The sequence below is a fragment of the Campylobacter sp. P255 genome (genome assembly GCF_003627915.1).
In the GTDB taxonomy this organism is placed as follows: Bacteria; Campylobacterota; Campylobacteria; order Campylobacterales; family Campylobacteraceae; genus Campylobacter_D.
The window spans coordinates 63,691-85,293 of record NZ_NREN01000001.1 but is presented as its reverse complement, the minus strand read 5'-3'; the positions used below and the strand labels follow the sequence as shown (position 1 = coordinate 85,293).

Annotated in this window: 24 protein-coding genes, 1 tRNA gene, 1 other RNA gene and 1 pseudogene; 10 read left to right on the top strand and 17 right to left on the bottom strand. The window is 31.7% G+C overall.

The genetic code is table 11. The annotated features are described in order from the left end of the window. Positions 1-24: 24 nt before the first annotated feature. Genes CKA54_RS00455 through CKA54_RS00440 form a run of 4 tightly spaced genes read left to right on the top strand, consistent with a single transcriptional unit; the run spans position 25 to position 3,276 of the window. Positions 25-369, top strand: coding sequence for a FlaG family protein (locus CKA54_RS00455; RefSeq protein WP_120759046.1), 345 nt, complete (start codon positions 25-27; stop codon positions 367-369). 2 nt (positions 370-371) lie between these two features. Beyond that, positions 372-2,675 carry a flagellar filament capping protein FliD gene (gene fliD / locus CKA54_RS00450; RefSeq protein ID WP_120759044.1) on the top strand — a complete coding sequence of 768 codons (2,304 nt, stop codon included), beginning with the start codon at positions 372-374 and terminating at the stop codon, positions 2,673-2,675. 17 nt (positions 2,676-2,692) lie between these two features. Then, positions 2,693-3,064 carry a flagellar export chaperone FliS gene (gene fliS / locus CKA54_RS00445; RefSeq protein ID WP_120759043.1) on the top strand — a complete coding sequence of 124 codons (372 nt, stop codon included), beginning with the start codon at positions 2,693-2,695 and terminating at the stop codon, positions 3,062-3,064. Continuing rightward, on the top strand, positions 3,061-3,276 hold the full coding sequence (locus tag CKA54_RS00440) for a hypothetical protein (RefSeq protein ID WP_120759041.1): 216 nt from the start codon (positions 3,061-3,063) through the stop codon (positions 3,274-3,276). Before fliS ends, CKA54_RS00440 begins: the two co-directional genes overlap by 4 nt. Here the strand turns inward: CKA54_RS00440 and rnpB are convergent. The 8 genes from rnpB to CKA54_RS00400 form a co-directional block, all read right to left on the bottom strand. Beyond that, positions 3,271-3,594: RNase P RNA component class A (gene rnpB / locus CKA54_RS00435), an RNA gene on the bottom strand. The genes CKA54_RS00440 and rnpB overlap by 6 nt on opposite strands. Positions 3,595-3,620: 26 nt before the next feature. After that, entirely contained in the window at positions 3,621-4,163 is a 543-nt protein-coding gene (locus CKA54_RS00430) for a hypothetical protein (protein WP_120759039.1), read from the bottom strand. Further along, positions 4,126-5,103, bottom strand: coding sequence for a hypothetical protein (locus CKA54_RS00425; RefSeq protein WP_143297918.1), 978 nt, complete (start codon positions 5,101-5,103; stop codon positions 4,126-4,128). Before CKA54_RS00425 ends, CKA54_RS00430 begins: the two co-directional genes overlap by 38 nt. Before the next feature lie 22 nt (positions 5,104-5,125). After that, entirely contained in the window at positions 5,126-5,998 is an 873-nt protein-coding gene (gene era / locus CKA54_RS00420; protein WP_120759035.1) for a GTPase Era, read from the bottom strand. Next, positions 5,995-7,314, bottom strand: coding sequence for an ATP-dependent protease ATPase subunit HslU (gene hslU / locus CKA54_RS00415; protein WP_120759034.1), 1,320 nt, complete (start codon positions 7,312-7,314; stop codon positions 5,995-5,997). Before hslU ends, era begins: the two co-directional genes overlap by 4 nt. Then, positions 7,311-7,853 carry an ATP-dependent protease subunit HslV gene (hslV, locus tag CKA54_RS00410; protein WP_120759032.1) on the bottom strand — a complete coding sequence of 181 codons (543 nt, stop codon included), beginning with the start codon at positions 7,851-7,853 and terminating at the stop codon, positions 7,311-7,313. Before hslV ends, hslU begins: the two co-directional genes overlap by 4 nt. After that, complete coding sequence (rplI, locus tag CKA54_RS00405; RefSeq protein ID WP_043019755.1) at positions 7,853-8,296, bottom strand: 50S ribosomal protein L9; 444 nt, start codon at positions 8,294-8,296, stop codon at positions 7,853-7,855. The genes hslV and rplI overlap by 1 nt, the downstream gene beginning before the upstream one ends. A gap of 12 nt (positions 8,297-8,308) precedes the next feature. Next, positions 8,309-9,529, bottom strand: coding sequence for an argininosuccinate synthase (locus tag CKA54_RS00400; RefSeq protein WP_120759031.1), 1,221 nt, complete (start codon positions 9,527-9,529; stop codon positions 8,309-8,311). Positions 9,530-9,642: 113 nt separating this feature from the next. Here CKA54_RS00400 and CKA54_RS00395 point away from each other — a divergent pair, with 113 nt between their 5' ends. From CKA54_RS00395 to CKA54_RS00375, 5 genes are read left to right on the top strand one after another with little or no spacing between them, the layout of a single operon-like run. Continuing rightward, positions 9,643-9,891: an RNA-binding S4 domain-containing protein gene (locus CKA54_RS00395; protein ID WP_039663642.1), complete on the top strand. Its 249-nt coding sequence runs from the start codon at positions 9,643-9,645 to the stop codon at positions 9,889-9,891. After that, positions 9,888-10,295, top strand: coding sequence for a tRNA (adenosine(37)-N6)-threonylcarbamoyltransferase complex ATPase subunit type 1 TsaE (tsaE, locus tag CKA54_RS00390; protein WP_039663640.1), 408 nt, complete (start codon positions 9,888-9,890; stop codon positions 10,293-10,295). Before CKA54_RS00395 ends, tsaE begins: the two co-directional genes overlap by 4 nt. Continuing rightward, a complete protein-coding gene (lptB, locus tag CKA54_RS00385; protein WP_039663638.1) occupies positions 10,288-11,013 on the top strand; it encodes an LPS export ABC transporter ATP-binding protein in 726 nt (241 codons plus the stop codon). Before tsaE ends, lptB begins: the two co-directional genes overlap by 8 nt. Next, positions 11,013-12,260 (top strand): RNA polymerase factor sigma-54, encoded by a 1,248-nt coding sequence (locus tag CKA54_RS00380; protein ID WP_039663635.1) that lies wholly within the window; start codon positions 11,013-11,015, stop codon positions 12,258-12,260. The genes lptB and CKA54_RS00380 overlap by 1 nt, the downstream gene beginning before the upstream one ends. A 7-nt stretch (positions 12,261-12,267) precedes the next feature. Continuing rightward, entirely contained in the window at positions 12,268-12,888 is a 621-nt protein-coding gene (locus CKA54_RS00375; RefSeq protein WP_120759029.1) for a YggS family pyridoxal phosphate-dependent enzyme, read from the top strand. Here CKA54_RS00375 and CKA54_RS00370 read toward each other — a convergent pair. From CKA54_RS00370 to flgA, 8 genes are read right to left on the bottom strand one after another with little or no spacing between them, the layout of a single operon-like run. Further along, complete coding sequence (locus CKA54_RS00370; RefSeq protein WP_120759027.1) at positions 12,881-13,912, bottom strand: UDP-N-acetylglucosamine--N-acetylmuramyl-(pentapeptide) pyrophosphoryl-undecaprenol N-acetylglucosamine transferase; 1,032 nt, start codon at positions 13,910-13,912, stop codon at positions 12,881-12,883. The genes CKA54_RS00375 and CKA54_RS00370 overlap by 8 nt on opposite strands. Continuing rightward, positions 13,909-14,517 carry a serine O-acetyltransferase gene (gene cysE, locus CKA54_RS00365; protein ID WP_120759026.1) on the bottom strand — a complete coding sequence of 203 codons (609 nt, stop codon included), beginning with the start codon at positions 14,515-14,517 and terminating at the stop codon, positions 13,909-13,911. The genes CKA54_RS00370 and cysE overlap by 4 nt, the downstream gene beginning before the upstream one ends. Beyond that, positions 14,514-16,343, bottom strand: coding sequence for a biosynthetic arginine decarboxylase (speA, locus tag CKA54_RS00360; protein ID WP_120759024.1), 1,830 nt, complete (start codon positions 16,341-16,343; stop codon positions 14,514-14,516). The genes cysE and speA overlap by 4 nt, the downstream gene beginning before the upstream one ends. Then, positions 16,340-17,566 carry a histidine--tRNA ligase gene (hisS, locus tag CKA54_RS00355; protein WP_120759022.1) on the bottom strand — a complete coding sequence of 409 codons (1,227 nt, stop codon included), beginning with the start codon at positions 17,564-17,566 and terminating at the stop codon, positions 16,340-16,342. Before hisS ends, speA begins: the two co-directional genes overlap by 4 nt. Next, complete coding sequence (gene tmk / locus CKA54_RS00350) at positions 17,559-18,143, bottom strand: dTMP kinase (protein ID WP_120759021.1); 585 nt, start codon at positions 18,141-18,143, stop codon at positions 17,559-17,561. Before tmk ends, hisS begins: the two co-directional genes overlap by 8 nt. Then, a complete protein-coding gene (gene coaD / locus CKA54_RS00345) occupies positions 18,134-18,613 on the bottom strand; it encodes a pantetheine-phosphate adenylyltransferase (protein ID WP_120759019.1) in 480 nt (159 codons plus the stop codon). Before coaD ends, tmk begins: the two co-directional genes overlap by 10 nt. Next, positions 18,613-19,191 (bottom strand): UbiX family flavin prenyltransferase, encoded by a 579-nt coding sequence (locus tag CKA54_RS00340; RefSeq protein WP_120759017.1) that lies wholly within the window; start codon positions 19,189-19,191, stop codon positions 18,613-18,615. The genes coaD and CKA54_RS00340 overlap by 1 nt, the downstream gene beginning before the upstream one ends. Next, a complete protein-coding gene (flgA, locus tag CKA54_RS00335; RefSeq protein WP_120759015.1) occupies positions 19,188-19,856 on the bottom strand; it encodes a flagellar basal body P-ring formation chaperone FlgA in 669 nt (222 codons plus the stop codon). The genes CKA54_RS00340 and flgA overlap by 4 nt, the downstream gene beginning before the upstream one ends. A gap of 152 nt (positions 19,857-20,008) precedes the next feature. Between flgA and CKA54_RS00330 the strand changes: the two are divergent. After that, positions 20,009-21,314 (top strand): annotated as a pseudogene (locus CKA54_RS00330) (Cj0814 family flagellar-dependent secreted protein). Positions 21,315-21,318: 4 nt separating this feature from the next. On the opposite strand, the gene CKA54_RS00325 reads toward CKA54_RS00330, so the two are convergent. Then, positions 21,319-21,393, bottom strand: a tRNA-Gly gene (locus tag CKA54_RS00325). Positions 21,394-21,603: the final 210 nt, after the last annotated feature.

Genomic DNA, 21,603 nt, shown 5'->3' with positions numbered 1-21,603 from the left:
AAGTCTTTTAAAAAGGAGTTTAAAATGGACATTGGTAACATTCAAAGAGATGCAAATATCACTCATTTTAATACAAAGGGTGCAGAAAAAACATCTCAACAAGAAAGCAAGCAACAAAATGATTTAAAAGATCAAGATGAGAATTTAAACGATAAGTTGAAAAATGCAACAGAAAAGTTAAACCAGCAAATGGAAACTTTAGAAACAAATGTGCGTTTTGCGTACAATGATAAAATCAACGAAATGTATGTGAATGTGACCGAAAAAGATACTGGCAGGCTCATACGCAAAATTCCTAGTGAAGAGGTTATGAAGCTGATAGAGTATTTTAAAGGTGTTATTGGCACTATTTTTGATAAGGAGAGTTAACAATGGCAGTAGGTAGTTTAGGAAGTTTAGGGATAGGTTCAGGTGTTTTAACAAGTGACACTTTAAATAAACTCAAAGAAGCAGAGATGAATGCTCACTTGAGTCTTTATAATACACAACTTGAAACCAACACTTCAAGACAAAAAGACTTAGCAGAGCTTGAAGCGAAGTTACTTGCTTTCCAAACTGCTGTTAATAGCCTAGGGGATACCTCTCAGTTTAACAAAAAGAAAGTATCTCCTAGCGTAAGTGGAGATAGTGCCGCTGCGAGCTTAGTAGTAGGATCCTTATCTAACCTTACTAATATGAAAGTGATCGTAGATCAACTAGCCCAAAAAGATGTATATCAAAGTAATGGCTTTAGGGATAAATCTGCTACCGTTATGGGTAGTTTGGGTATAAAAGGTGATGAAAGTGGTAAAACTTCTTTTACTATCACTCAAGATGGAAAAGACTATAAGATCGACATAGACCAAAGTACAACTGTGGCTCAGCTTGCTGAAAAGATCAACGCAGCCACCGGTGGCAAAATAGAAGCTAAGCTTGTTAACACCGGAGACAGAGATAATCCATACCGCTTAGTCGTACAAAGCACCGAAACAGGAACAAAAAACAACATCTCTTTTTCAGGTGATGATGAGCTTTTAAAAGCTATGGGCTGGGAACTTGATAAAAATAGCATTAGCGCAGGCGGTTTATATGGATTTAGACCAACAGGTGCCGGAGATAAAGATAAAGACAAAATTACTAGCTCGATTAACAATATAAATCAAGAAGATAAGCTTTTATCTAAAGGAGAAAGCACTTCTTTAACTTTTGTTATAAAAAATGGCGAAAGATATGATAGATTTACCATTAATATTGATGAAAACACTACTTATAAAAGCTTAGCAGAAGATTTAAAAAAACAAACCAATGGAAAAGTAGAATTAAGTTTTGGTGAAAATGGTAGTTTTACTTTTAGAGCTACCAATGGTGGCGAACTAAGCCTTTTTGATGGAGGTTATGCAGTAGATAAAGATGGCAACATCGATCAAGCAAATTATACTAGAGATGAAAAAGCTACATCTTTGCTTAGTAGTAAATTTGGAATTACTTTAGATAATAGCACACCACAAGGTTACAATGTAAAAGCAGACAATGAAAACCACATTCAAAAAGGTATGGATGCTATCTTTAGTGTAGATGGTGTGAAGATGACAAGACCAACCAACACTATCACTGACATAGGTCCTGACATCACTTTGGAGTTAAAACAAAAAGGTGAGATTAGTTTCAATGTCACTCAAGATACAGAATCTATCGCACAGTCTTTAGAAAGCCTAGCTACAGCTTACAATGACTTGATGATCAATCTCAACGCAGCGACCAAATTTGACCCTGATGCAGGGACAAAAGGAAACTTTGTCGGTGTAAGTGAAATTTACAACATCAAATCTCAAATCAACAACATCCTACTTCAAACCATCACCGTTGATGGAACAGTTATCGTTGGTGATAGCGACAGCTCAGAAGGGATTAAAGTTTCTTCAAAAGTAAGCTTGTCTTTGGCAGATTATGGTTTGACTTTAAATGATGGGGTTTTAACTTTTGATTCAGGTAAGTTTAACTCTAAATTTAATGAAGATCCGCAAATGGCTGAGAAATTTTTCGTAGGAAGCAATGGCTTTGAAGATATTGACCTAGTGGGCGATAGGGTGAGTAATCTTGGTGAAGAAGATATAAAATTTGAAGAAGGTAAATTTACCATCACTTATAATGATGAAACGATTGATTTAAGTAAAACGGTAAATGGGGATCCTTTTACACTTACTGGTGCTGATGACATAGAAAAAGCTAAAAATCTAGTAGAACATATCAATAGTTTTGGCTTAGAAGGCTTAGAAGCTAGTTTTGAAATCATCAATCAAGGTAAAGAAGGACAGCAAATCCAGTTTAAAATCAAAGGAACTTCAGGTAGCAACCTTGAAATCAAGGGCGATAGTGAATTTTTGAAAAAATTTGGCTTAAGCTCTAGAACCATTTATTCAGTTTACAAAGAAGAAACAGGAACTTTTGGGGTGTTAAAAAACACCATGGGAGAAATCATGAGTTCTGATGGCTCATTTGGTGGTTACAAAGAATCCCTAACAAAAGAATCTAAAAACCTAAACGAAACCATCGAATCAACTAAAAAAACCATAGAAGATAGATACGATACGATGTGGTCTAGATGGGCTGCTTATGATGGTATCATCGCAAAATTAAACAATCAAGCAAGCGTTATTTCAAACATGATCAACGCAGCAAATAACCAAGGTTCATAATTTAAGAAAGGAAATTAATGCTAAATAGTGCAGTTTATAACGCATATTCGCAAAATCAAACCGGAGTAGAATCTCAAGAAAAATTAATCGAGATGTTATATAGTGGGATTTTACGTTTTTCTAGTAGAATAAAAATAGCCATACAAAATGACAATATAGAAGAAAGAGTATATTATGTAAAAAGAGCTAGTGCTATTTTTATTGAGCTACTTAACTGTCTTGATTATGAAAAAGGTGGAGAAGTAGCACACTACCTTAGTGGCTTATATACTAGAGAATTACAACTTCTTTCTTTAGCAAATATAGAAAATAATGAAGCTAGGGTAGATGAAGTGATTAATGTTGTAAAAGGCTTATTGGAAGCTTGGAGGGAAGTACATCAAAAATGAGTGAAAAAAAATGGATAGATGAGTTTAAACTAGCTGTTTATACTGAAGATGTAGAAAAAATAGTCAAACTCATAGAAAAACCTGATTTTAATGACTGTCCTAATGAAGCTTTGGCATTAACCAATGAGGCCATAGCTTTTATGAAGAAAAAGCAAGATGAAGTGGCTCTTAACTTAAAAAAACTCAAAAAAGCTTCTGCTTACATGAAGTAAAACATGGCGATAAGCCGAGTTCTGTCAAGAGCGATCATTTATCTAGACTTGTTTTTGCAAACAAGTTCAAGCGAAGGGTTATATCATAAGACTAAAACCACCCCTTCTTGCTGCAGATTGGGTTTACATAGCTAACTTTGTTACCAAAGTTACTGGTAGGCTCTTACTCTACCGTTTCACCTTTTCCATATAAAATATGGTAGTTTTCTTTCTGTTGCACTTTCCCTTAGGTTGCCCTAGCCATCCATTAGATGGAATCTTTGTCTTATTGCAGCTCGGACTTTCCTCTTCTAAAGAAGCGATCGCTTGCCATGTTTAGTCAAATTTTATCAAAAAAATCATTTTTATACTAGAGTAAAAACAAGATTTAGTATAATTTTTAAGTCATTTTTATCTTTTACGAGCTCCATTTGTCTAACTTTCACATAAGGATCTAAATTTTGTAAAAATTGCATTAAGCTATAAAAATCACTTTTGAAATTTAACCTCACTTCATAATATGCAAAATATTTATCTTGTACTTTATGACTTTGAATTTGTAATTCTTTTGCTTGAATTTGACTAAGACTTTGCTCAATGTGCTTTAAAACACTTTGATAATCCTTGCTTTCTTCTAAACTCAAATTTTCATCTAAAAATTCGATTTTTTCATCATGTATAGCGATTAAATCTTGTATTTGTTGATACTGACTTTTTAACTCAAAAAGTTCATTTTGTGATGATTGCAACCTAGCTTCAAAAGCCCTATATACACTAATATAAACTACAAAAAATCCAAGCAAAAAAACCATGATAAATGCTAATATCAATTCACGTTTAGATAAAGCAAAAAGGATATTTTCTAAATCATCAAAGATTTTTTTCAAATACAAGAATGGTTTTTCCATGTTTGACTTCTTTGTTTTTTAAAATAAATGAGTATTTTTTAAATTCATCATAAAAATCATCATCTTTTATTAGCTCTATAGTAAAAATATTATCTTTTATAGATAAAGCCTCTATAGGAATTTGATAAAAATTTAACACTGATAAGAAATTATAAAAATCTCTATAGCAAAGCGTATGAGAATAAATTTTTTGCAATGATTTTATTTTTTTCTGATTTTCATTTTGTGTCTTTAAAATCACCTCATTTGTTTTTTGCTGTAGCTGGAGGTGTTTTAATTTTTCACTTTCATTTTGAATAAGGCTTTTTAACTGGAAATTTTCTTTCGTATTTGATAAGGCTTGTATATACAAATAACTAGGATACATCATAGCCAAAAAAACTCCACAAAAAAACAAAAGCAAAGCTTTAAAGCTATAAGATTTAAAATAAACCAATGATTCTTTTTTAGCAAAGTTAATCTTTGCAAAGCTGATTTCTTCAAGTAGTTTTGGATATAAAAGCTTACTTTCTAATTTTTTAAATATACTGATATTTTTCGTATCATCTATGCTGATAATATTTTCATAAATATTTTGCAATTTAGCTTGATAGGTCTCATTATAAGCATTTAAAGGCAGTATTTTGCAGTTTTTAAAGTCACTTCCTAGGTAGTCTATTAAGACTATGTATTGTTTTTTAAACAATAAAACCAAATTATTTAAGCTTTTAGCTTTATTAAAATACACCCCAAAAAGCAAAGGCTCTGGGATCAAAAAGTCTTTACTTGAAACATTCTCACGTTGGGTTAAAAAAACATGTGTAAAATCATCATCTAGAAAATATTCTATTTTATAAGAAAAATCATCTTTAACTCCTAACTCACTGAAGCTTTTGCTTAAAATCTCATCTTCGCTTGTTAGTTTTGTAAATCTAATATAAAGAAGTTTTTCATAAGCCAAAAAATCCTTTAAAATAGACCTTTTACTCATCATAAAGGATTTTTTTAAGATTTTGCTCGTTTTTATGCCAATTTTTTTCAAGTTGGACGAACAATTTTAGCATTACCTTTTTTTGTGCTAATTTTTCTATTTTTATCCTAGCTTCTTTTCCTATGCGTTTAATCGTTGCGCCATCTTTGCCTAGTATCATTCCTTTATGCGAATTGCTATCTGTGATGATTGTGGCATTGATGTGATAAATTTGATCTAGTTCTTTGATTTTTTCTATTTTGACTTCAGTGGTGTATGGAATTTCATCACTTAAATTCTCATATATCGCTTCTAAAATAAAATCTCTGTAGATATCTTTTTCATTTGTTGTAGTGATAAATTCAGGATCAAAATAATACGGATGTTCAGGCAAATACTTAACCATCTCATCTAGAAGAATTTTTTTATAAAATTTTTGCTTTGCAGAATAGGGGATAATAGCGCTAAAATGGGAACTAAATCGAGCATATTCGCTTAGTTTTTTCAGTAAAATTTCCTTTTTTACCAAATCAACTTTATTGATTAATACAATATGTGGCACTTTGGGATTTAAACTTAAAAAATTTTCATAATCTTTAATATCATCATAAATACTAGCTACAAATAAAATCACATCACAATCAGCAATGCTTTTAATCGCCAAATCTATCATAAGTTGATTCATAGCCTTAGAACTTGCATGCAAACCAGGCGTATCTATAAAGATAAGCTGATGATCTTCATGCATGACAATGGCATTGATTTTTCTTCTTGTAGCATTTTGTTTGTGAGAAACCATCGCCACTTTTTCTTCTAATAAAGAATTAAGGATAGAACTTTTTCCTGCATTAGTTCTACCCACTATACTAACAAAGCCACTTCTCACAAGATATACCTAGCTAGATCTTTGTTTTCTATGATATCTCCAAGTTTAACTTGCACTTTAAAATCATCTATTTTATAAACTTTACCAGCATATTCATCTGCTTCAAAGCTTATATCTTCCAAAAGTTTTTCTACTACCGTATGTAAGCGTCTTGCGCCGATATCTTGCATTTCTTCATTTGCTTTGCTTGCTATTTTTGCTATTTCTCTAATCGCATCATCTTCAAAAACTAATTCCACTTTTTCAGTTTTTAAAAGCTCAATATATTGTGTTAGCAATGAGTTTTTAGGTCTTGTTAAAATCGCATATAATGCTTCCTCATCTAATGAATCAAGCTCTACTCTCAAAGGAAAACGCCCTTGAAGTTCAGGGATCAAATCACTTGGCTTGCTTAAATGAAACGCACCTGCTGCGATAAATAAAATATGATCAGTTCTTAAAGGCCCGAATTTAGTTTGTATAGTGCTACCTTCAACTATAGGAAGTAAGTCTCTTTGCACACCTTCTTTACTTGGATCTTGGCGATTAGAATTAGAGCTTGAAACTGCTACCTTATCTATCTCATCGATAAAAATAATCCCTTCATTTTCCGCTCTTCTTAAAGCCTCGCCTTTAATGCTTTCCATATCAAGAATTTTCTCACTCGCTTCTTGGGCTAAGGCTATTCTTGCGTCTTTAACTTTCATTTCTTTTTTAACTTTTTTATTACCCACACCAATCACTTTAACAATGTCTTGCATAGCACCCATTTCAGGTGGTAAGTTTGGGTTGGTGTCAAACACACTTTGTGAAATTTCAACTTCTATCACGCTATCATCTAAATCACCCGCTTGTAATTTTGCGCGCATTTTTTCTAAAGAATTTTGATACTCTTCTTGCTTTTCTTCGCTAATGCCTTTTGGTAGAGGCGGTAAGAGTTTTTCTAAAATTTTATTTTCTATAAACTCGTTAATTTTTTCTTTGTTTTTTTCTTTTTCTTCATTTTTTACTAAATTTAAAGCAGCATTTGCTAAATCCCTAACCATACTTTCTACATCACGCCCAACAAAACCAACTTCAGTGTACTTGCTTGCCTCAACTTTAACAAAAGGAAGCCCCATCATCTTAGCAAGGCGTCTTGCAATCTCTGTTTTACCAACCCCAGTTGATCCTATCATCAAGATGTTTTTTGGCATGATATCATCTTGCAGTTCAGGACTAAGTTGCATTCTTCTATAACGATTTCTTAAAGCTATTGCTATGATTTTTTTAGCGTTTTTTTGTCCAATCACATAATCATCTAAAAATTTTACAATCTCTTTTGGAGTTAAATTCATTTATCATCCTCAATTACATAAGTTTTAATATTTGTATTAGTGTAAATGCAAATTTCACCAGCTATTTGTAAACTTTCTTTTACTAATTCTTCCTCATCTAAACTAGAATGCTTAGCCAAGGCTCTTGCAGCAGAAAGCGCGTAGTTGCCACCACTTCCAATAGCAGCTATAGCACCATCTTCAGGTTCTACTACATCTCCAGTTCCTGAAAGTAAAAATATATGATCTCTATCAAGCACAAGCATCATAGCTTCAAGCTTTCTTAAGTATTTATCTTTGCGCCATTCTTTAGAAAAGTCTATGGCAGCTTTTAGCAAGTCACCCTTAGAACTAGAAAGTAATTTTTCAAACATATCAAAAAGATTAAAAGCATCAGCAGTACTTCCTGCAAAGCCTGCCAATACTTTACCATTATTTAATTTTCTAATTTTCACCGCATTGTTTTTTAAAACAGTATTTCCAAAACTTACTTGTCCATCTCCACCTATAACAGACTTATTTTTGCCTTTATAAGCTAAAATTGTAGTCGCGTGAAACATTACTCTCCTTTAACCTCTAGCTTAAATAAAGCATGGATCGCATGTCCTAACTTTACTGAAATTGTATGCAAGCCAAGCTCTTTTATCGTGTCACATTCTAAGCTTTTTTTATCAAGCTCTATACCTTTTTGATCTTTTAATGCATGAGCAATTTCATCTTTGGTAACCCCACCAAACAAACTTCCATTAGCTCCCACAGGTTTAGCTATACAAATCGTGATTTTAGATAACTCTTCTTTTAGTTTTTCCAAATTTGCAAGCTCAAATCTTAAATTTTCAGCCTTTTTCTTTTGCTCAGCCTCATATTGCTTTAAAACCTCATGTGTAGCAGCTTTAGCAAAACCTTTCGCAATTAAAAAATTTTGCCCATAACCATCTTTAACTTCTTTAACTTCTCCTGCTTTTCCTAAGCTTTTTACATCTTTGATTAACAATACTTTCATTTTTGTCCTTTATTAGAATTTTCTTCCATTTTTACCTGCGATGATAAATCTCAACGCATTCAATCGTATAAAGCCTTGTGCATCTTTTTGATCATACACTACATCTTCTTCAAAAGTACAATAAGCTTCATTAAACAAGCTATCATTTGCACTTTCTCTACCTATTACTATTACATTGCCTTTATATAATTCAAGTTTAACTTTACCATTTACATACTTTTGTGATTCATCGATCAATGCTTGCAGCATTAATCTTTCAGGTGAAAACCAATAGCCATTATAAATTAAACTTGCATATTTTGGCATTAACTCATCTTTTAAATGTGCTGCTTCTCTATCTAAAGTAATGCTTTCTATAGCACGGTGTGCTTTTAACAATATAGTCCCTCCTGGGGTTTCATAGCAACCTCTACTTTTCATTCCCACATAGCGATTTTCAACAATATCAAGACGACCTATGCCGTGTTTTGCACCAAGTTCATTTAGTTTAGCTAAAAGTTGCGCAGGAGACATTTTTTCTCCATTTATGGCACACAAATCACCTTTGTTAAACTCTAGTTCCACCATCTCGCTTTCATTTGGGGTGTCTTTTAAGTCTTTCACCCAACGCCACATATCTACTTCAGGTTTAACCGCAGGGTCTTCAAGCACCAAACCCTCATAAGAAATATGCAGTAAATTCGCATCCATAGAATAAGGCGACTTACCCGGTTTTTTAGCGATATCAATTCCATGCTTTTGCGCATAAGCTAAAAGTTTTTCACGGCTATTTAAATCCCATTCTCTCCATGGAGCAATAATAGCCAAGTTAGGATTTAACGCTAATGCACCTAGCTCAAAACGCACCTGATCATTACCCTTACCAGTTGCCCCATGGCTGATCGCATCTGCGTTGGTTTTATTTGCAATTTCTACTAAAGCTTTTGCTATCAAAGGTCTTGCTATACTTGTACCTAGTAAATACTCTCCCTCATAAATAGCATTTGCTCTAAACATAGGAAATACATAGTCTTTTACAAATTCATCTTTTAGATCCTGAATAAAAATATTTTCTTCTTTCACACCTAAAGAAAAGGCTTTTTTTCTAGCAGGTTCTAGCTCTTCACCTTGTCCTACATCTGCTGTAAAAGTGACAACTTCGCAGTTATATTCATCTTGTAGCCATTTTAAAATTATACTTGTATCTAGTCCACCAGAATACGCTAAAACCACTTTTTTGATATCTTTTTTCATTATCTTTCCTCTTTGTAAAAATAATTTTAAAATTTAACGAATTTAGCTTAATATAATGTAAAATATTAAAACATTTTGCAACATTTTCTTGTATTTTTTGATAAAATATTTTTATGAGAATAGATAAGTTTTTAAATGTAGTCAATATCACCAAACGTCGTGCTATTTCAGAAGATATGTGCAAAAGCGGTGTAGTAAGCATTAATAATCAAGTTGCAAAAGCAAGTAAAACAGTAAAAGTCGGCGATGAAATCAGTATTAAATTTATAGAATACACCAATATCTATAAAGTCTTAGATATACCAACAACCAAAAGCATACCAAAGGCTATGCAAGAAAAATATGTGGTGAAAATTCAATGAAAGAAATGATTTTAAGTCAAAATGAACTAGATCAATTATGTATGGTTTTACCTAAAAACGGGGTTGTTTTACTTCAAGGAGACTTAGCAAGTGGTAAAACTACTCTAGTACAAGCTTATGCAAAGTTGCTTGGAGTGGAAAAAACGCTTCATTCTCCTACATTTTCTATTATGCAAGAGTATGATTTTCATCAAGGTAAAATGTACCACTATGATATCTATCAAGAAGGTTTTGATGGACTTTTAAAAAATGGTTTAATTGAAAATTTTTTTGAAGAAGGTTTGCATTTGGTGGAGTGGGGCGATGAAAAATTAAAAAAATATTTAGATAAATACCAAATTTTTAATATAATTTTACAAATTATTCCTTATGAAAACAAAAGAAAGTACATAATACATGAGTAAGCTAGAAGCTAGAAATTTAGAAAAAATCATCAAAAAAACAAAAATCATTCACGATGTCTCACTAGAAGTACAAAGCGGAGAAGTCGTAGGGCTTTTAGGGCCTAATGGAGCAGGAAAAACCACTAGTTTTTATATGATATGCGGACTTATTTTACCAACTAGCGGACAAGTGTTTTTAGACTCTCAAGATATCACAAAAGAACCGCTTAATAAAAGAGCAAAACTTGGCATTGGGTATTTGCCTCAAGAAAGTAGCGTATTTAAAGATTTAAGCGTTGAAGAAAATTTACTCTTAGCTGCACAAATTATCTATAAGGATAAAAATTTATTAGAACAAAAAGTGGAGCAAATGCTAGAATTGCTTAGCATAGAGCCAATTAGACACAGAAAAGGCATGAGTTTAAGTGGGGGCGAAAGAAGGCGTTGTGAGATAGCAAGATCACTGATGTGTGACCCTAAGTTTTTACTTTTAGATGAGCCTTTTGCAGGAGTTGATCCTATTGCAGTGAGTGAAATTCAAAGCTTGATTAATGACTTAAAAGCTATGAATATAGGTGTTTTGATCACTGATCACAACGTAAGAGAAACGTTAGCAATTTGCGATAGAGCTTATGTAATCAAAAGCGGAAAATTGCTTGCTAGTGGCAATGCAAATGAAATCGCACATAATGAAGATGTTAAAAAATATTATCTTGGAAGTGAGTTTAGACTTGAATAATGCTTAAACAAAAAACCTCTATAACGCAAAAAGCAAAACTATCGCAAACTTTAAGATCTTGGCTTCCTATACTACAAGCTAATATTGAAGATTTAAAAGAAAGCCTAGATGAATTTGCAAAAGAAAATCCCTTTATAGAAGTAAAAGAAAACTCAAGCATTACAAACAACCAAAACAAATACTTTCAAGAATACTTCAGTAAAAATACAACCACTCAAATGATTGATGCAAAAAGTTTAGAAGTAAAAAATGTATATGAACTTTTAAACGAGCAAATCATACCTCCATTTTTTCCTACACAAAAATCCCAAACCATTGCAGAAAAAATCATAGAGTGTTTAAATCATGAGGGTTATTTTGAGTATGATGAGGAAATTTTAGGCGAATTTGATCCTACGGAAGTAGAAAAAATCAGACAAAGGTTTAAATATCTTGATCCTATTGGAGTAGGGGCAAAGGACCAGCAAGAAGCCCTTATTTTTGCGTTGGAGCATTTTGACTTAGATGATGAACTTTATGAATTTTGCAAAATGCTAATTTTAAATTTAGAAAACGCTAAAGACTTCATCAAAGATCCTTTATATAAACAAGCCATAGCTGTAATTAAAAAAATTTCTTTTCCGCCTTTTTTAGAGTACTTTGAAGAAAGTATGGAAATCATTCCTGATATATTTATCTATCAAGAAAATGGCGAAATTAAAATCAAAATCAACGATGATTATTACCCAGAAATTGCTTTTGAAGCAGATGGCTTAGATCATGAGTTTTTAAGTGCTTATCTAAAAGATGCTAAAAATTTAATTGATGCATTAGCTATGCGCAAAGCCACTCTTTATAAATTAGGACTTATGATCATAGAATATCAATATGATTTTTTCATGGGCGGGGATATCAAGCCTATGCAACTTAAAGACTTAGCGCAAGACCTTGAAAGAAATGCTTCTACTATCTCAAGAGCCATTGCAAATAAATACCTAAGTTGCGATAGAGGCTTAATACCTTTAAAGTCTTTCTTTACCACCGCTGTCGATGATGGAGAAACCTCCAATGCGACCATTAAAGATTTTCTTAGCAATCTAATAAAAAAAGAAAATCCTAAAAAACCTTTAAGTGATTTGAAAATTCTTGAACTTACTCAAAAAGAATTTCCAAGCGTACAGCTAGGGCGTAGAACCATCACAAAATACCGTATGCAACTTGGTATAGGAAGCTCAAGTGAGCGTAAAAAATTATATGAATTAATGTAGGAAAAAAATGAATTTAGAAAGTATTTTTGAAAAAACTATCAAACAAAATGTACGTTTAATAGCGGCTAGCAAATATGTTCAAGATGGACAAATTCGGGAGCTTTTTAAACAAGGTGTTATAGAGTTTGGAGAAAATCAAGTCCAGGCTTTAGCTTTAAAAAAAGAAAAACTGCAAGATTTGCAAGAAATCAAATGGCATTTTATAGGTAATCTTCAAAGCAATAAAATCAATCTTTTGATCAAACAAAACCCTATACTTTGGCAATCATGCAATGGTTTAAAAATAGCCAAAGCAGTAGATAAAAGACTTGATTATAAATTAGATACTTTATTGGAAATTAATACTGCTAATGAAAGTTCCAAAAGCGGTATAGAACAAAATAAAGCCGTAGAAGAGTTTTTACAAATAAAAGAAGAATGTAAAAATTTAAATCTAGTAGGGGTTATGTGCATAGGCTCTATGAATGAAGCAAAAGTCCAAGAAAGTTTTGAACAAACTTTTAAAATCTATGAAAAACTACAAAAATACGGGGCAAAAATTTGCTCCATGGGTATGAGTGGGGATTTTGAGCTTGCTATAAAATGCGGATCCAACATGGTGCGTTTGGGGAGTATTTTATTTAAATAAACCCCATTTGTTTTGCTTTTTCTATCATAAAATCAGCACCATTTTCACTTTTTAAATTTTGCAATGCTAAGGATTTTGTTTCTAGTGAAAAATTTTCCACCAAAGTTAAAAAATCACTTTTTTCATCTTGAGTTAAAATCTCACACAAATTACGCTCTTTTAAATACAAAGCATTAAAATACTGATGATTTTTAGCTGCATAGGGATAAGGTATAAAAATACAAGGAAGCCAATTTGCGCTAAGTTCAAAAAGACTACTTGCACCTGATCTTGATATAGCTAAATCTGCCTTAGTGATTTTTTCTATAATGTTTTTATCAAAGTCAAAAAGCTCTACATTGATACTTAAATCCTCATAAGCCTTTTTACATCTTTCATAATCATTTTTACCACACTGGTGAATAATATTAATACCTTTTTCTTTAAAATACCAAGCATTTTCTAAAGCAAGATCGTTAATAAATTTAGCCCCTTGTGAACCACCAAGAAAAATAATATTTTTTAATTCCTTTCTCACTCTTGCTTTTTGCGAAAAAACCTCATTAATAGGGTAAGGACAAAAGAAAGTATTTGCCTTGTTAATTTGATCTTCAAAAGCAGTAAAAAAAGCTTTAGAAAGCGGTTTTAAGAGTGAATTTAAACTTCCCATTTTAGAATTTTGCTCATGGATCAAAAGAGGTGTATTTGACATTAAAGCACCAAAGGCACCCGGAGCACTACTGTATCCTCCTACGCTAAAGACTGCCTTGATTTTATGCTCTTTTATAATTTCCTTTGTTGTTTTGGCAAGTTTTAAAATATGTAAAAAAGACTTAAATTTAGCCAAACCTTTTTTATTTACCACGCCTTGAGAACTTAAAAAATACTTTTTATAAAAACCATTTTCATTTTCAAACCAAAGCCTATCTTGTCCATTTTCACTCCCTATATAAATACAATCTAAGCCTTGTTTTTTTGCACTTTGTAATAGACATCTTGCTATCGCTAAATGTCCTCCTGTACCTCCACCTGTAATTGCTATCATTTATAAACCTCTTTGTTTAGTTTTTCTTCTAAAATAGCAAGTCTTGCTTCTAATTTAGCGATTTTTTCTTCATAATCAATCTTGCCATGTTCTTTGATATAAGCAGGTATGCCCACAGCAGTTAAATTAGGTCCAACATCTTTCAAAACAACCGCATTAGAGCCTATTTTGGCATTTTTACCTATGGTAATATTACCTAAAATTTTAGCACCAGATCCTATTACTACACCATCTTCTATAGTAGGGTGTCTTTTAGTATTTTTATCTAAACTCGTTCCACCTAAAGTAACACCTTGATAAATCAAAACATCATCACCTATGATAGAAGTCTCACCGATCACAACCCCACTTGCATGATCAATAAATATCCTTCTACCCAAACTCGCACCTGGGTGCAAATCAACCCCTGTGAAAAAATGCGAAATTCCGCTAATAATCCGCGCAATTTTTTTATAACCTTTTTGATAAAAAAAATGTGCAAAGCGATAATTCACCACAGCCCAAACACCAGGGTAATTAAAAACTAATTCAAAAGAAGACCGATATGCAGGATCTTTTTGTTTTGGCATAGAAAAATCTTCTTTAATTAGTTTAAAAATACTCATTTTGAACCTATACTTTTTAAATATCCATTATCATTTAAAAATAAATAAATTTCACCCAAAATATGCTTTTTTTGATTTTCATTTACAAGTTTTGAAGCATAAATTTTTTCATTAATATTATCCATAATTGCATGAATATCATAGTCAAGATCTTCTAAGGTATCTAAAATAGATTGAGCCTCTAGTACGCTTTCTACTTCAAAACCCTTTTCGCTAATACTAATACAAGCTTCGGTTGGATGTGTAAAAAGATTATGCTTCATACCAAGGACTTCTTGATAAGCTCCCACTAAGAAAAATCCTAAAAAATAATCTTCAGCTTCTACATCAATATCGTGTAAAAACAAAGGATTATCTTTAGAATAAGAAATTTCTCCATCGCTATCACAAGTTATATCCCATATGCTTGCGCTTCTTGTAGGTTTTTTATTAAGTCTATCAAGCGGCATAATAGGAAAGTTTTGCTCTAAACCCCAAAAATCAGGTAAAGACTGAAATACTGAAAAATTCACTAAATATTTTTCTTGTACTTCATTTTGCAAACTCGATAAATCAGCTTGATCGCCAACCAAAGAAATAGCTTTTCTCATAATCAAATGCAATAAAATTTCACTATTAGAGCGATCTTGCAAGTCCACATAACCCAAATCAAACAAGGTTAAAATGCTCTCCATATGATCAATACTATCATGTAAATACTCTAACGCATTAGAAGCCTTGATGTTTTTATATAAATCATACAATTCATCAATGAGTTTTGGATTTTTATCTTTTAGCAAAAGCTTGCTTTCTGTGTATTCTTGAGAAAAAAGCTCCAAAACAGGTGCCACTAAAACAGCATGATTAGCTGCTACAAAACGTCCACTTTCTATAAAAATATCTGGTTCAAGATCTTTTTTTTGCTCTGCAATACTTTTTAAAATAAACACCACATCATTTGCATACTCACTTAGGGTGTAGTTTCTACTCATTTCATTTTTAAACTGAGAATATTCCACCGCTAAACCTCCACCAAGATTAATGGCTTTTAAATTTTTTGCACCCATCTTTCTAAGCTCGGTGTAGATATTTCCTGCTTCATTTAAAGCTTTTTTTAAAGGATGAATTTCAGTGATTTGCGAACCCAAATGAAAATGTATCATAGTGAATTGATCTAAAAGCTTATTGGCTTTTAAAAGATTTACCGCTTCAATAAGCTCGGTGGAAGTTAAACCAAATTTAGAATTAATACCACCACTTTTTGCCCAAATTCCAACTCCAGCTGAATGCAAACGCACCCTTAAGCCTATATTTGGTTTAGGTTTGAAACGATTTTTAGCAATTTCTATCATTGCTTCAAGCTCGTTTAACCCTTCCATGGTTAAAGTGATATTATGTCCCATTTCACAAGCTATAAAGCCCATATTGATCAACTCTTTATCTTTAAAGCCATTAACCGTTATAGGCGCGCCTTCATTATTATAAGCCATGGCTAGTAAAAGCTCAGCTTTACTTCCTGCTTCTAGGCCATAGTTGTACTCCTTGCCTAGATTGACTAAATTTTTTACAAAGCCTGGGTATTGGTTTACTTTCAAAGGGTAAACCGCATTGAATGTTCCTTTATAGTTAAATTCTTTTTTTGCTTTGGCAAATTTTTCATATATTTGTTCAATTTGCTTATGGATTAAATGAGGAAAGCGAAGCAACAATGGCCCCTTATAACCATCATCACGTAAAGTATTGACTATATCTATAATGGCAGGTTTTTTACCATGATTTACACATACTTTGCCATTTTCAATGATAAAATTATTTGCTCCCCAAATACTAATACCATAATCAATCATAATTCATTCTCCAAATTTACTAATTTTATATTTTTATTTTCTTTACTATCTAAATTTTTATAAAAAATCTCTTCTTTTTGCATTTCATCTTCACCTATACACAAAAAGATTTTAGCATTGGCAGTATCTGCTTGATTTAAGTGTTTTGCAAGTTTTTTTGCTTCATAACTTATATATACTTTATGTTTTTTTCTTAAAGTATTTGCTAGTTTAAAAATGGTATCTATATAAGCTTCATCCATAGCACAAAGATAAATTCCTTCTCTAGCTTTTATGCTTTGTTTTTGCTCTAAAATAGCCATGATCCTTTCTATACCCATAGCAAAACCTACACCATAGCCACTTTTACCATCTAAATACTCAATCAACCTGTCATATCTTCCACCACCTGCCACAGCAGCCTTTGCTCCGATTTCATCGCTGATAAACTCAAACGCACTTTTAGAATAATAATCAAGCCCGCGCACCAACTTCTCATCGCACTCAAACTCAACATCGTTTTCATTTAAAAGTTTTTGTAATTTTTCATAGTCTTTTTTACAACACTCGCACAAATTTTCACTTAGTTTTGGCGCATTTTCAATCAAGCTTTGACAGTGATCATTTTTACAATCAAGCACTCTGATAGGATTTAATTCTTTTCTTCTTAAGCAGTCTTCGCAAAAACTATCTTTGGAATTTAAAAAAGCTATGAGTTTTTCTTTATATACACCCATGCATTCTTTACAACCTAAAGAATTAATTTTCAAACTTGTGTGAATTTCTAAGCGTCTAAAAATTTCATTTAACATTAAAATAATACTCGCATCTTCATACACACTTGCCACACCAAAGCTTTCTACTCCAAACTGATGAAATTCACGTAATCTTCCTTTTTGTGGCCTTTCATAGCGAAACATAGAACCATGATAAAACCACCTTTTAATACTTTGGGCTTTATCCATTTTAGCTTCAATGTATGATCTTACCACTCCAGCTGTACCTTCAGGCCTCAAACATACTTCATTACCCGCTTTATCAACAAATTCATACATTTCCTTGCCGACTATATCAGAACTTTCTCCTACACTTCTTTTAAAAAGCTTGGTAAGCTCTAAATGTGGACAATTAACAAAAGTAAAACCATAGTTTTTAGCTACTTCCTCGCAAGTGTTTACTACTTTTTCATAAAGCCTAGCTTGCTCATCGTGTAAATCTTTCATTCCTTTTAAAGCATTAATCATCGATAAATTCCTTAATCTTTTCATGCAAATCTTCAACACTCAAAGATGCATCTAGTTTTAAAATTTTCATATCTATTTTAGTTTGCAAAAAATCTAAAGTTTCTTCTAAAGCTTTTTGTGTATTTAAGAAAAACTCAATCCCTCTTTGCTCAATACTGTCTAAATCTTTTTTAGAAAGCCTTTGAGTGATGAGTTCTTTTGAACCGTATAAAAATACAACCTTTTGTGGAAAAACCCCACTTGTAGCAAAGGCATTCAGCTCAAATAAAATATTTTGATCAAAATCACATCTTGCATAAGCCATATTGGAAATAAAACTACGATCAGAGATAATGAGTTTATTTTGTTCTTGGGTTAAATGCAAATCACACAAATTGGCTCTATCGGCTAAAAAAAGCAAAAGTTCGGCTTTTTTTGAAAATTGTATTTTGCTTTCTAATAAAATTTTTCTCAAATACACCCCAAGTTCACTTCCACCAGGTTCTTTAGTGAAAAATGCATCAGGAAAATGTTTTTTTAAAAGTTCTATTTGTGTGCTTTTACCCACACAATCCACTCCTTCAAAAGCTATATACAATCTTTCTCCTTTAATAGAGGTATAACATCTTTTGGCACAAGTTTACTCACATCACCATTATGCATACAAATAGATCTTACTATGGAACTTGAAATAAAAGAATTTTTTAAATTTGGCATAAGATATATGGTTTCAAAATCTTCCCAAAGCATGTGATTTGCATAGCCAAGTTGCAATTCATACTCAAAATCACTTACCGCCCTTAAGCCTCTTATGATAATATTTATTTGCAAATTTTTAGCTAGATCTACTAGTAAGTTATCAAAAGTCACAATTTTAACATTTTTTAAGTCTTTTGTAGCAATTTTTACCATTTTTTCTCTATGCTCTAAACTAAACATAGGTTTTTTGCTTTCGCTTTTAGCCACAGCAACAACTACTTCCTCAAACATTTTACTAGCACGGATGATCACATCTAAATGCCCATTGGTAATAGGATCAAAAGTACCAGGATACACACAACTTGCCATTATTGCCACCTTTGATATAAATTATGCTCAATATTTGCAAGATCAAGCCATTTTCCTATGATAAATTCATTTAATTTTTCTATACTATCAACCTTAGCATAACTTGCCATTACAGGAGGAGCGATAATAACTCCATAACTAGAAAGCTTTGTCATTTGCTCTAAATTTAAAGTAGAATAGGGCATTTCTCTTACCCCAAGTATAAGCTTTCTTCGCTCCTTCAAAGCTACCCCCGCAGCTCTTGTAAGTAAAGTATCGCCTATACCACAAGTAATTTTTGCTAAAGTATTAATCGAACAAGGTGTAATAAAAGTCGTTTCTATACCAAAAGATCCACTTGCAACATTTTGACTAATATCTTCATTGTCTAAAAAATTCACATAATCAAGTTCAAATTTGTCTTTTATGTATTGCATGAAGTTTATGTTTTCTAAAAGTGAATTTTCTTTTATAAAACTAATTTTGGCATTTTGGGTTACAATGGCAAAAATTTGCCCCTTTTGCCTTAAGTGCTTTAGCAATAAAAAGCCAAGCTCACAAGAACTAGCTCCGCTAATACCTACTAAAATTTTTCTCATTTTAGCTCCACGTAATTTTTACTAATAACTTTACCATATACCACTTTTCCATCTTTATTTTTAAGACGAATTCTTTGATTTAAGTTTCCACTTTGCAAAGCTTTTAACTCTATCATCATGCTTAAATCCCCATCTTTGATAATACCATAAACAGAATCATTTCTTTGTATAAGAGTTTTAGTTTTAAACATATTGTATTTTAAAATCACATTTTCCCTTATATTACTTTTGGCAATTAAATTTGTAATTTCATCTTTTTTTAGCACGCCTTGTGGAGCTTTATCAAAAGGAATTTTTAAAATTTTAAAACTGGCAGGACTTAAATTTTCATTACGCGAAATAGGGCGTATGGTTTGCAAAACTTCTAACTTTGCCTTTAAAAAATACTTAAAAAATATATTTTTTTTGTATTGCTCTGGAGTTTTAAATTCAGCTTTTATAAAACCATCAGCTCTATCAAAATTATGATTACCTAGTTTTAAAAAAATGTATTGATTAAAATCAGTAGGCAGGCTTGATTGAGTGTTAAGATCTAAAGAAATGATTTCTAGTTGTGGATAATTTGTTTTAAATTCTTTAACCAATGCTAGTTTTACTTCATCAAAATTCGAAGCAAAACTTAAAGTATAGAAAAATAAAAACAATACAATATTTCTCACAAACATACAACCTTTGCAATAATTTTAAAAACTAACATATCATACATAAAAAAAGTTTGAATTTGGTTGAAAATTACCAAAATAAATAAAATAAAATTTGCTTGTAAAAATGCAAGATTGAAGATTGAGGACAAAATCTAAATCTAAGGAATTGCATAATGAGTATATTTAGTATAAATGATAATTCCTCTTATGGTTCTATCATTTCACAAACAAAAGCAAATAAAGAAAATAAAACAAGTTCAAAAACAAATTTTACAAATACTTTTGTTAAACAAAATACCAGTAAATTAATTGAAATTCAAAGTAATAATACTCAAACATTAGCACTCAATGAAGCAATATTAAATCAAAATAGTATTAAAAGCGATTCTCCCAATTATCATATATCGAGCGATTTTAAAAATTCTATTTATGCTTTAAAATATAGACAAGCTAATAATCCTGCTTCTATGGCTTATGGTTATAGTGTTGATTCTAGTGGCTATATGGGTAGTGATTTTAATAAAGCAGCGAGATTGCCTGAAGATTTTAAGATACATAAATCTACTTTAGATGAGTTGTATAGAGTAGCTGAAAACAATCCTATTATTGCGGGCGAAAAAGAATATCTAGGCATTTCAAATTACTATATAAACATAGATATGGCTGATACTATAAGACAATATTATAATATTTTTTCTAGTGCTTTAGAACAAAGTTTTCCAAATGATAAAATAAGCTTTAGTGAAGCAGATATTAATTCTATGCCAAAAGGTTATGCTATTGATGGATTTTATAATGGATATGGCATAGGCTTTCAACATTCAGACACAGTAAGAAATAATGATATACGCATTAAATTCTTGGCAGATTATTCTGATGTAAAAATTTCAAATGTATATAAAACATCAGAGCAATTTAATGAGGCAAATAATATTTATGATGATTCTTGGGGATTAATAACAGGTATCAAGCCTGAAACTCTAGGACTATCTATGAAAGACTTAAACAACATCAATAAAGGCGATGAGCATGAATTCAAACCTGATATGCCTGTTTATCCAAAAAATGAAGATGGGGGTTATCCTAAAGAAGCTTTATTTATGAGTTTTTTAAAATCTCAAGAAGGGCGTATTTTATATAGCCCAAACACCACTTTAAACCCAAAAGCACAAATGCATAATGCAGTTAGAGCAAAAGAAAGCTTTGGAAGCCCAAGTATGCACTTAGATGATATAATGACAAAAAATCGATTTTCAGTCTTTGTTTAAGTATTATGCTGAAGAAAGTTTTCAAAACATACATCTTTATCTTTATGAACATGGAATTTCAAAAAATGAAGCAATGGGAAATTCTCAATTAGACTTCGACATGAAAAAATATTTTGCTAATGGTTGGAAACCACAAAGCAACACGATTAATTCTTATACAAATTCTATAATGGATAGATTAAATAATCTCATGAGTCAAACTAGGGTGTAAAAAGTGGAGCGGGAAACGAGATTCGAACTCGCGACCCCAACCTTGGCAAGGTTGTGCTCTACCCCTGAGCTATTCCCGCATTATACAAAAGAAAGTGTGATTTTATCAAAAAAATACCTTATAGTCAAGTGATCACATCTAAAAAGTTGACTTTCACTATCTGTTTTACTTGTATTACTCACAAGTCTTATAAAAACATAATGCATTTATCATAGTAGGTGCTATTTACCCACTTTAGCTCCTAAAGATAAAAAATGCTTTACTTTCAAAAAACAAGTTTTTATTTAAT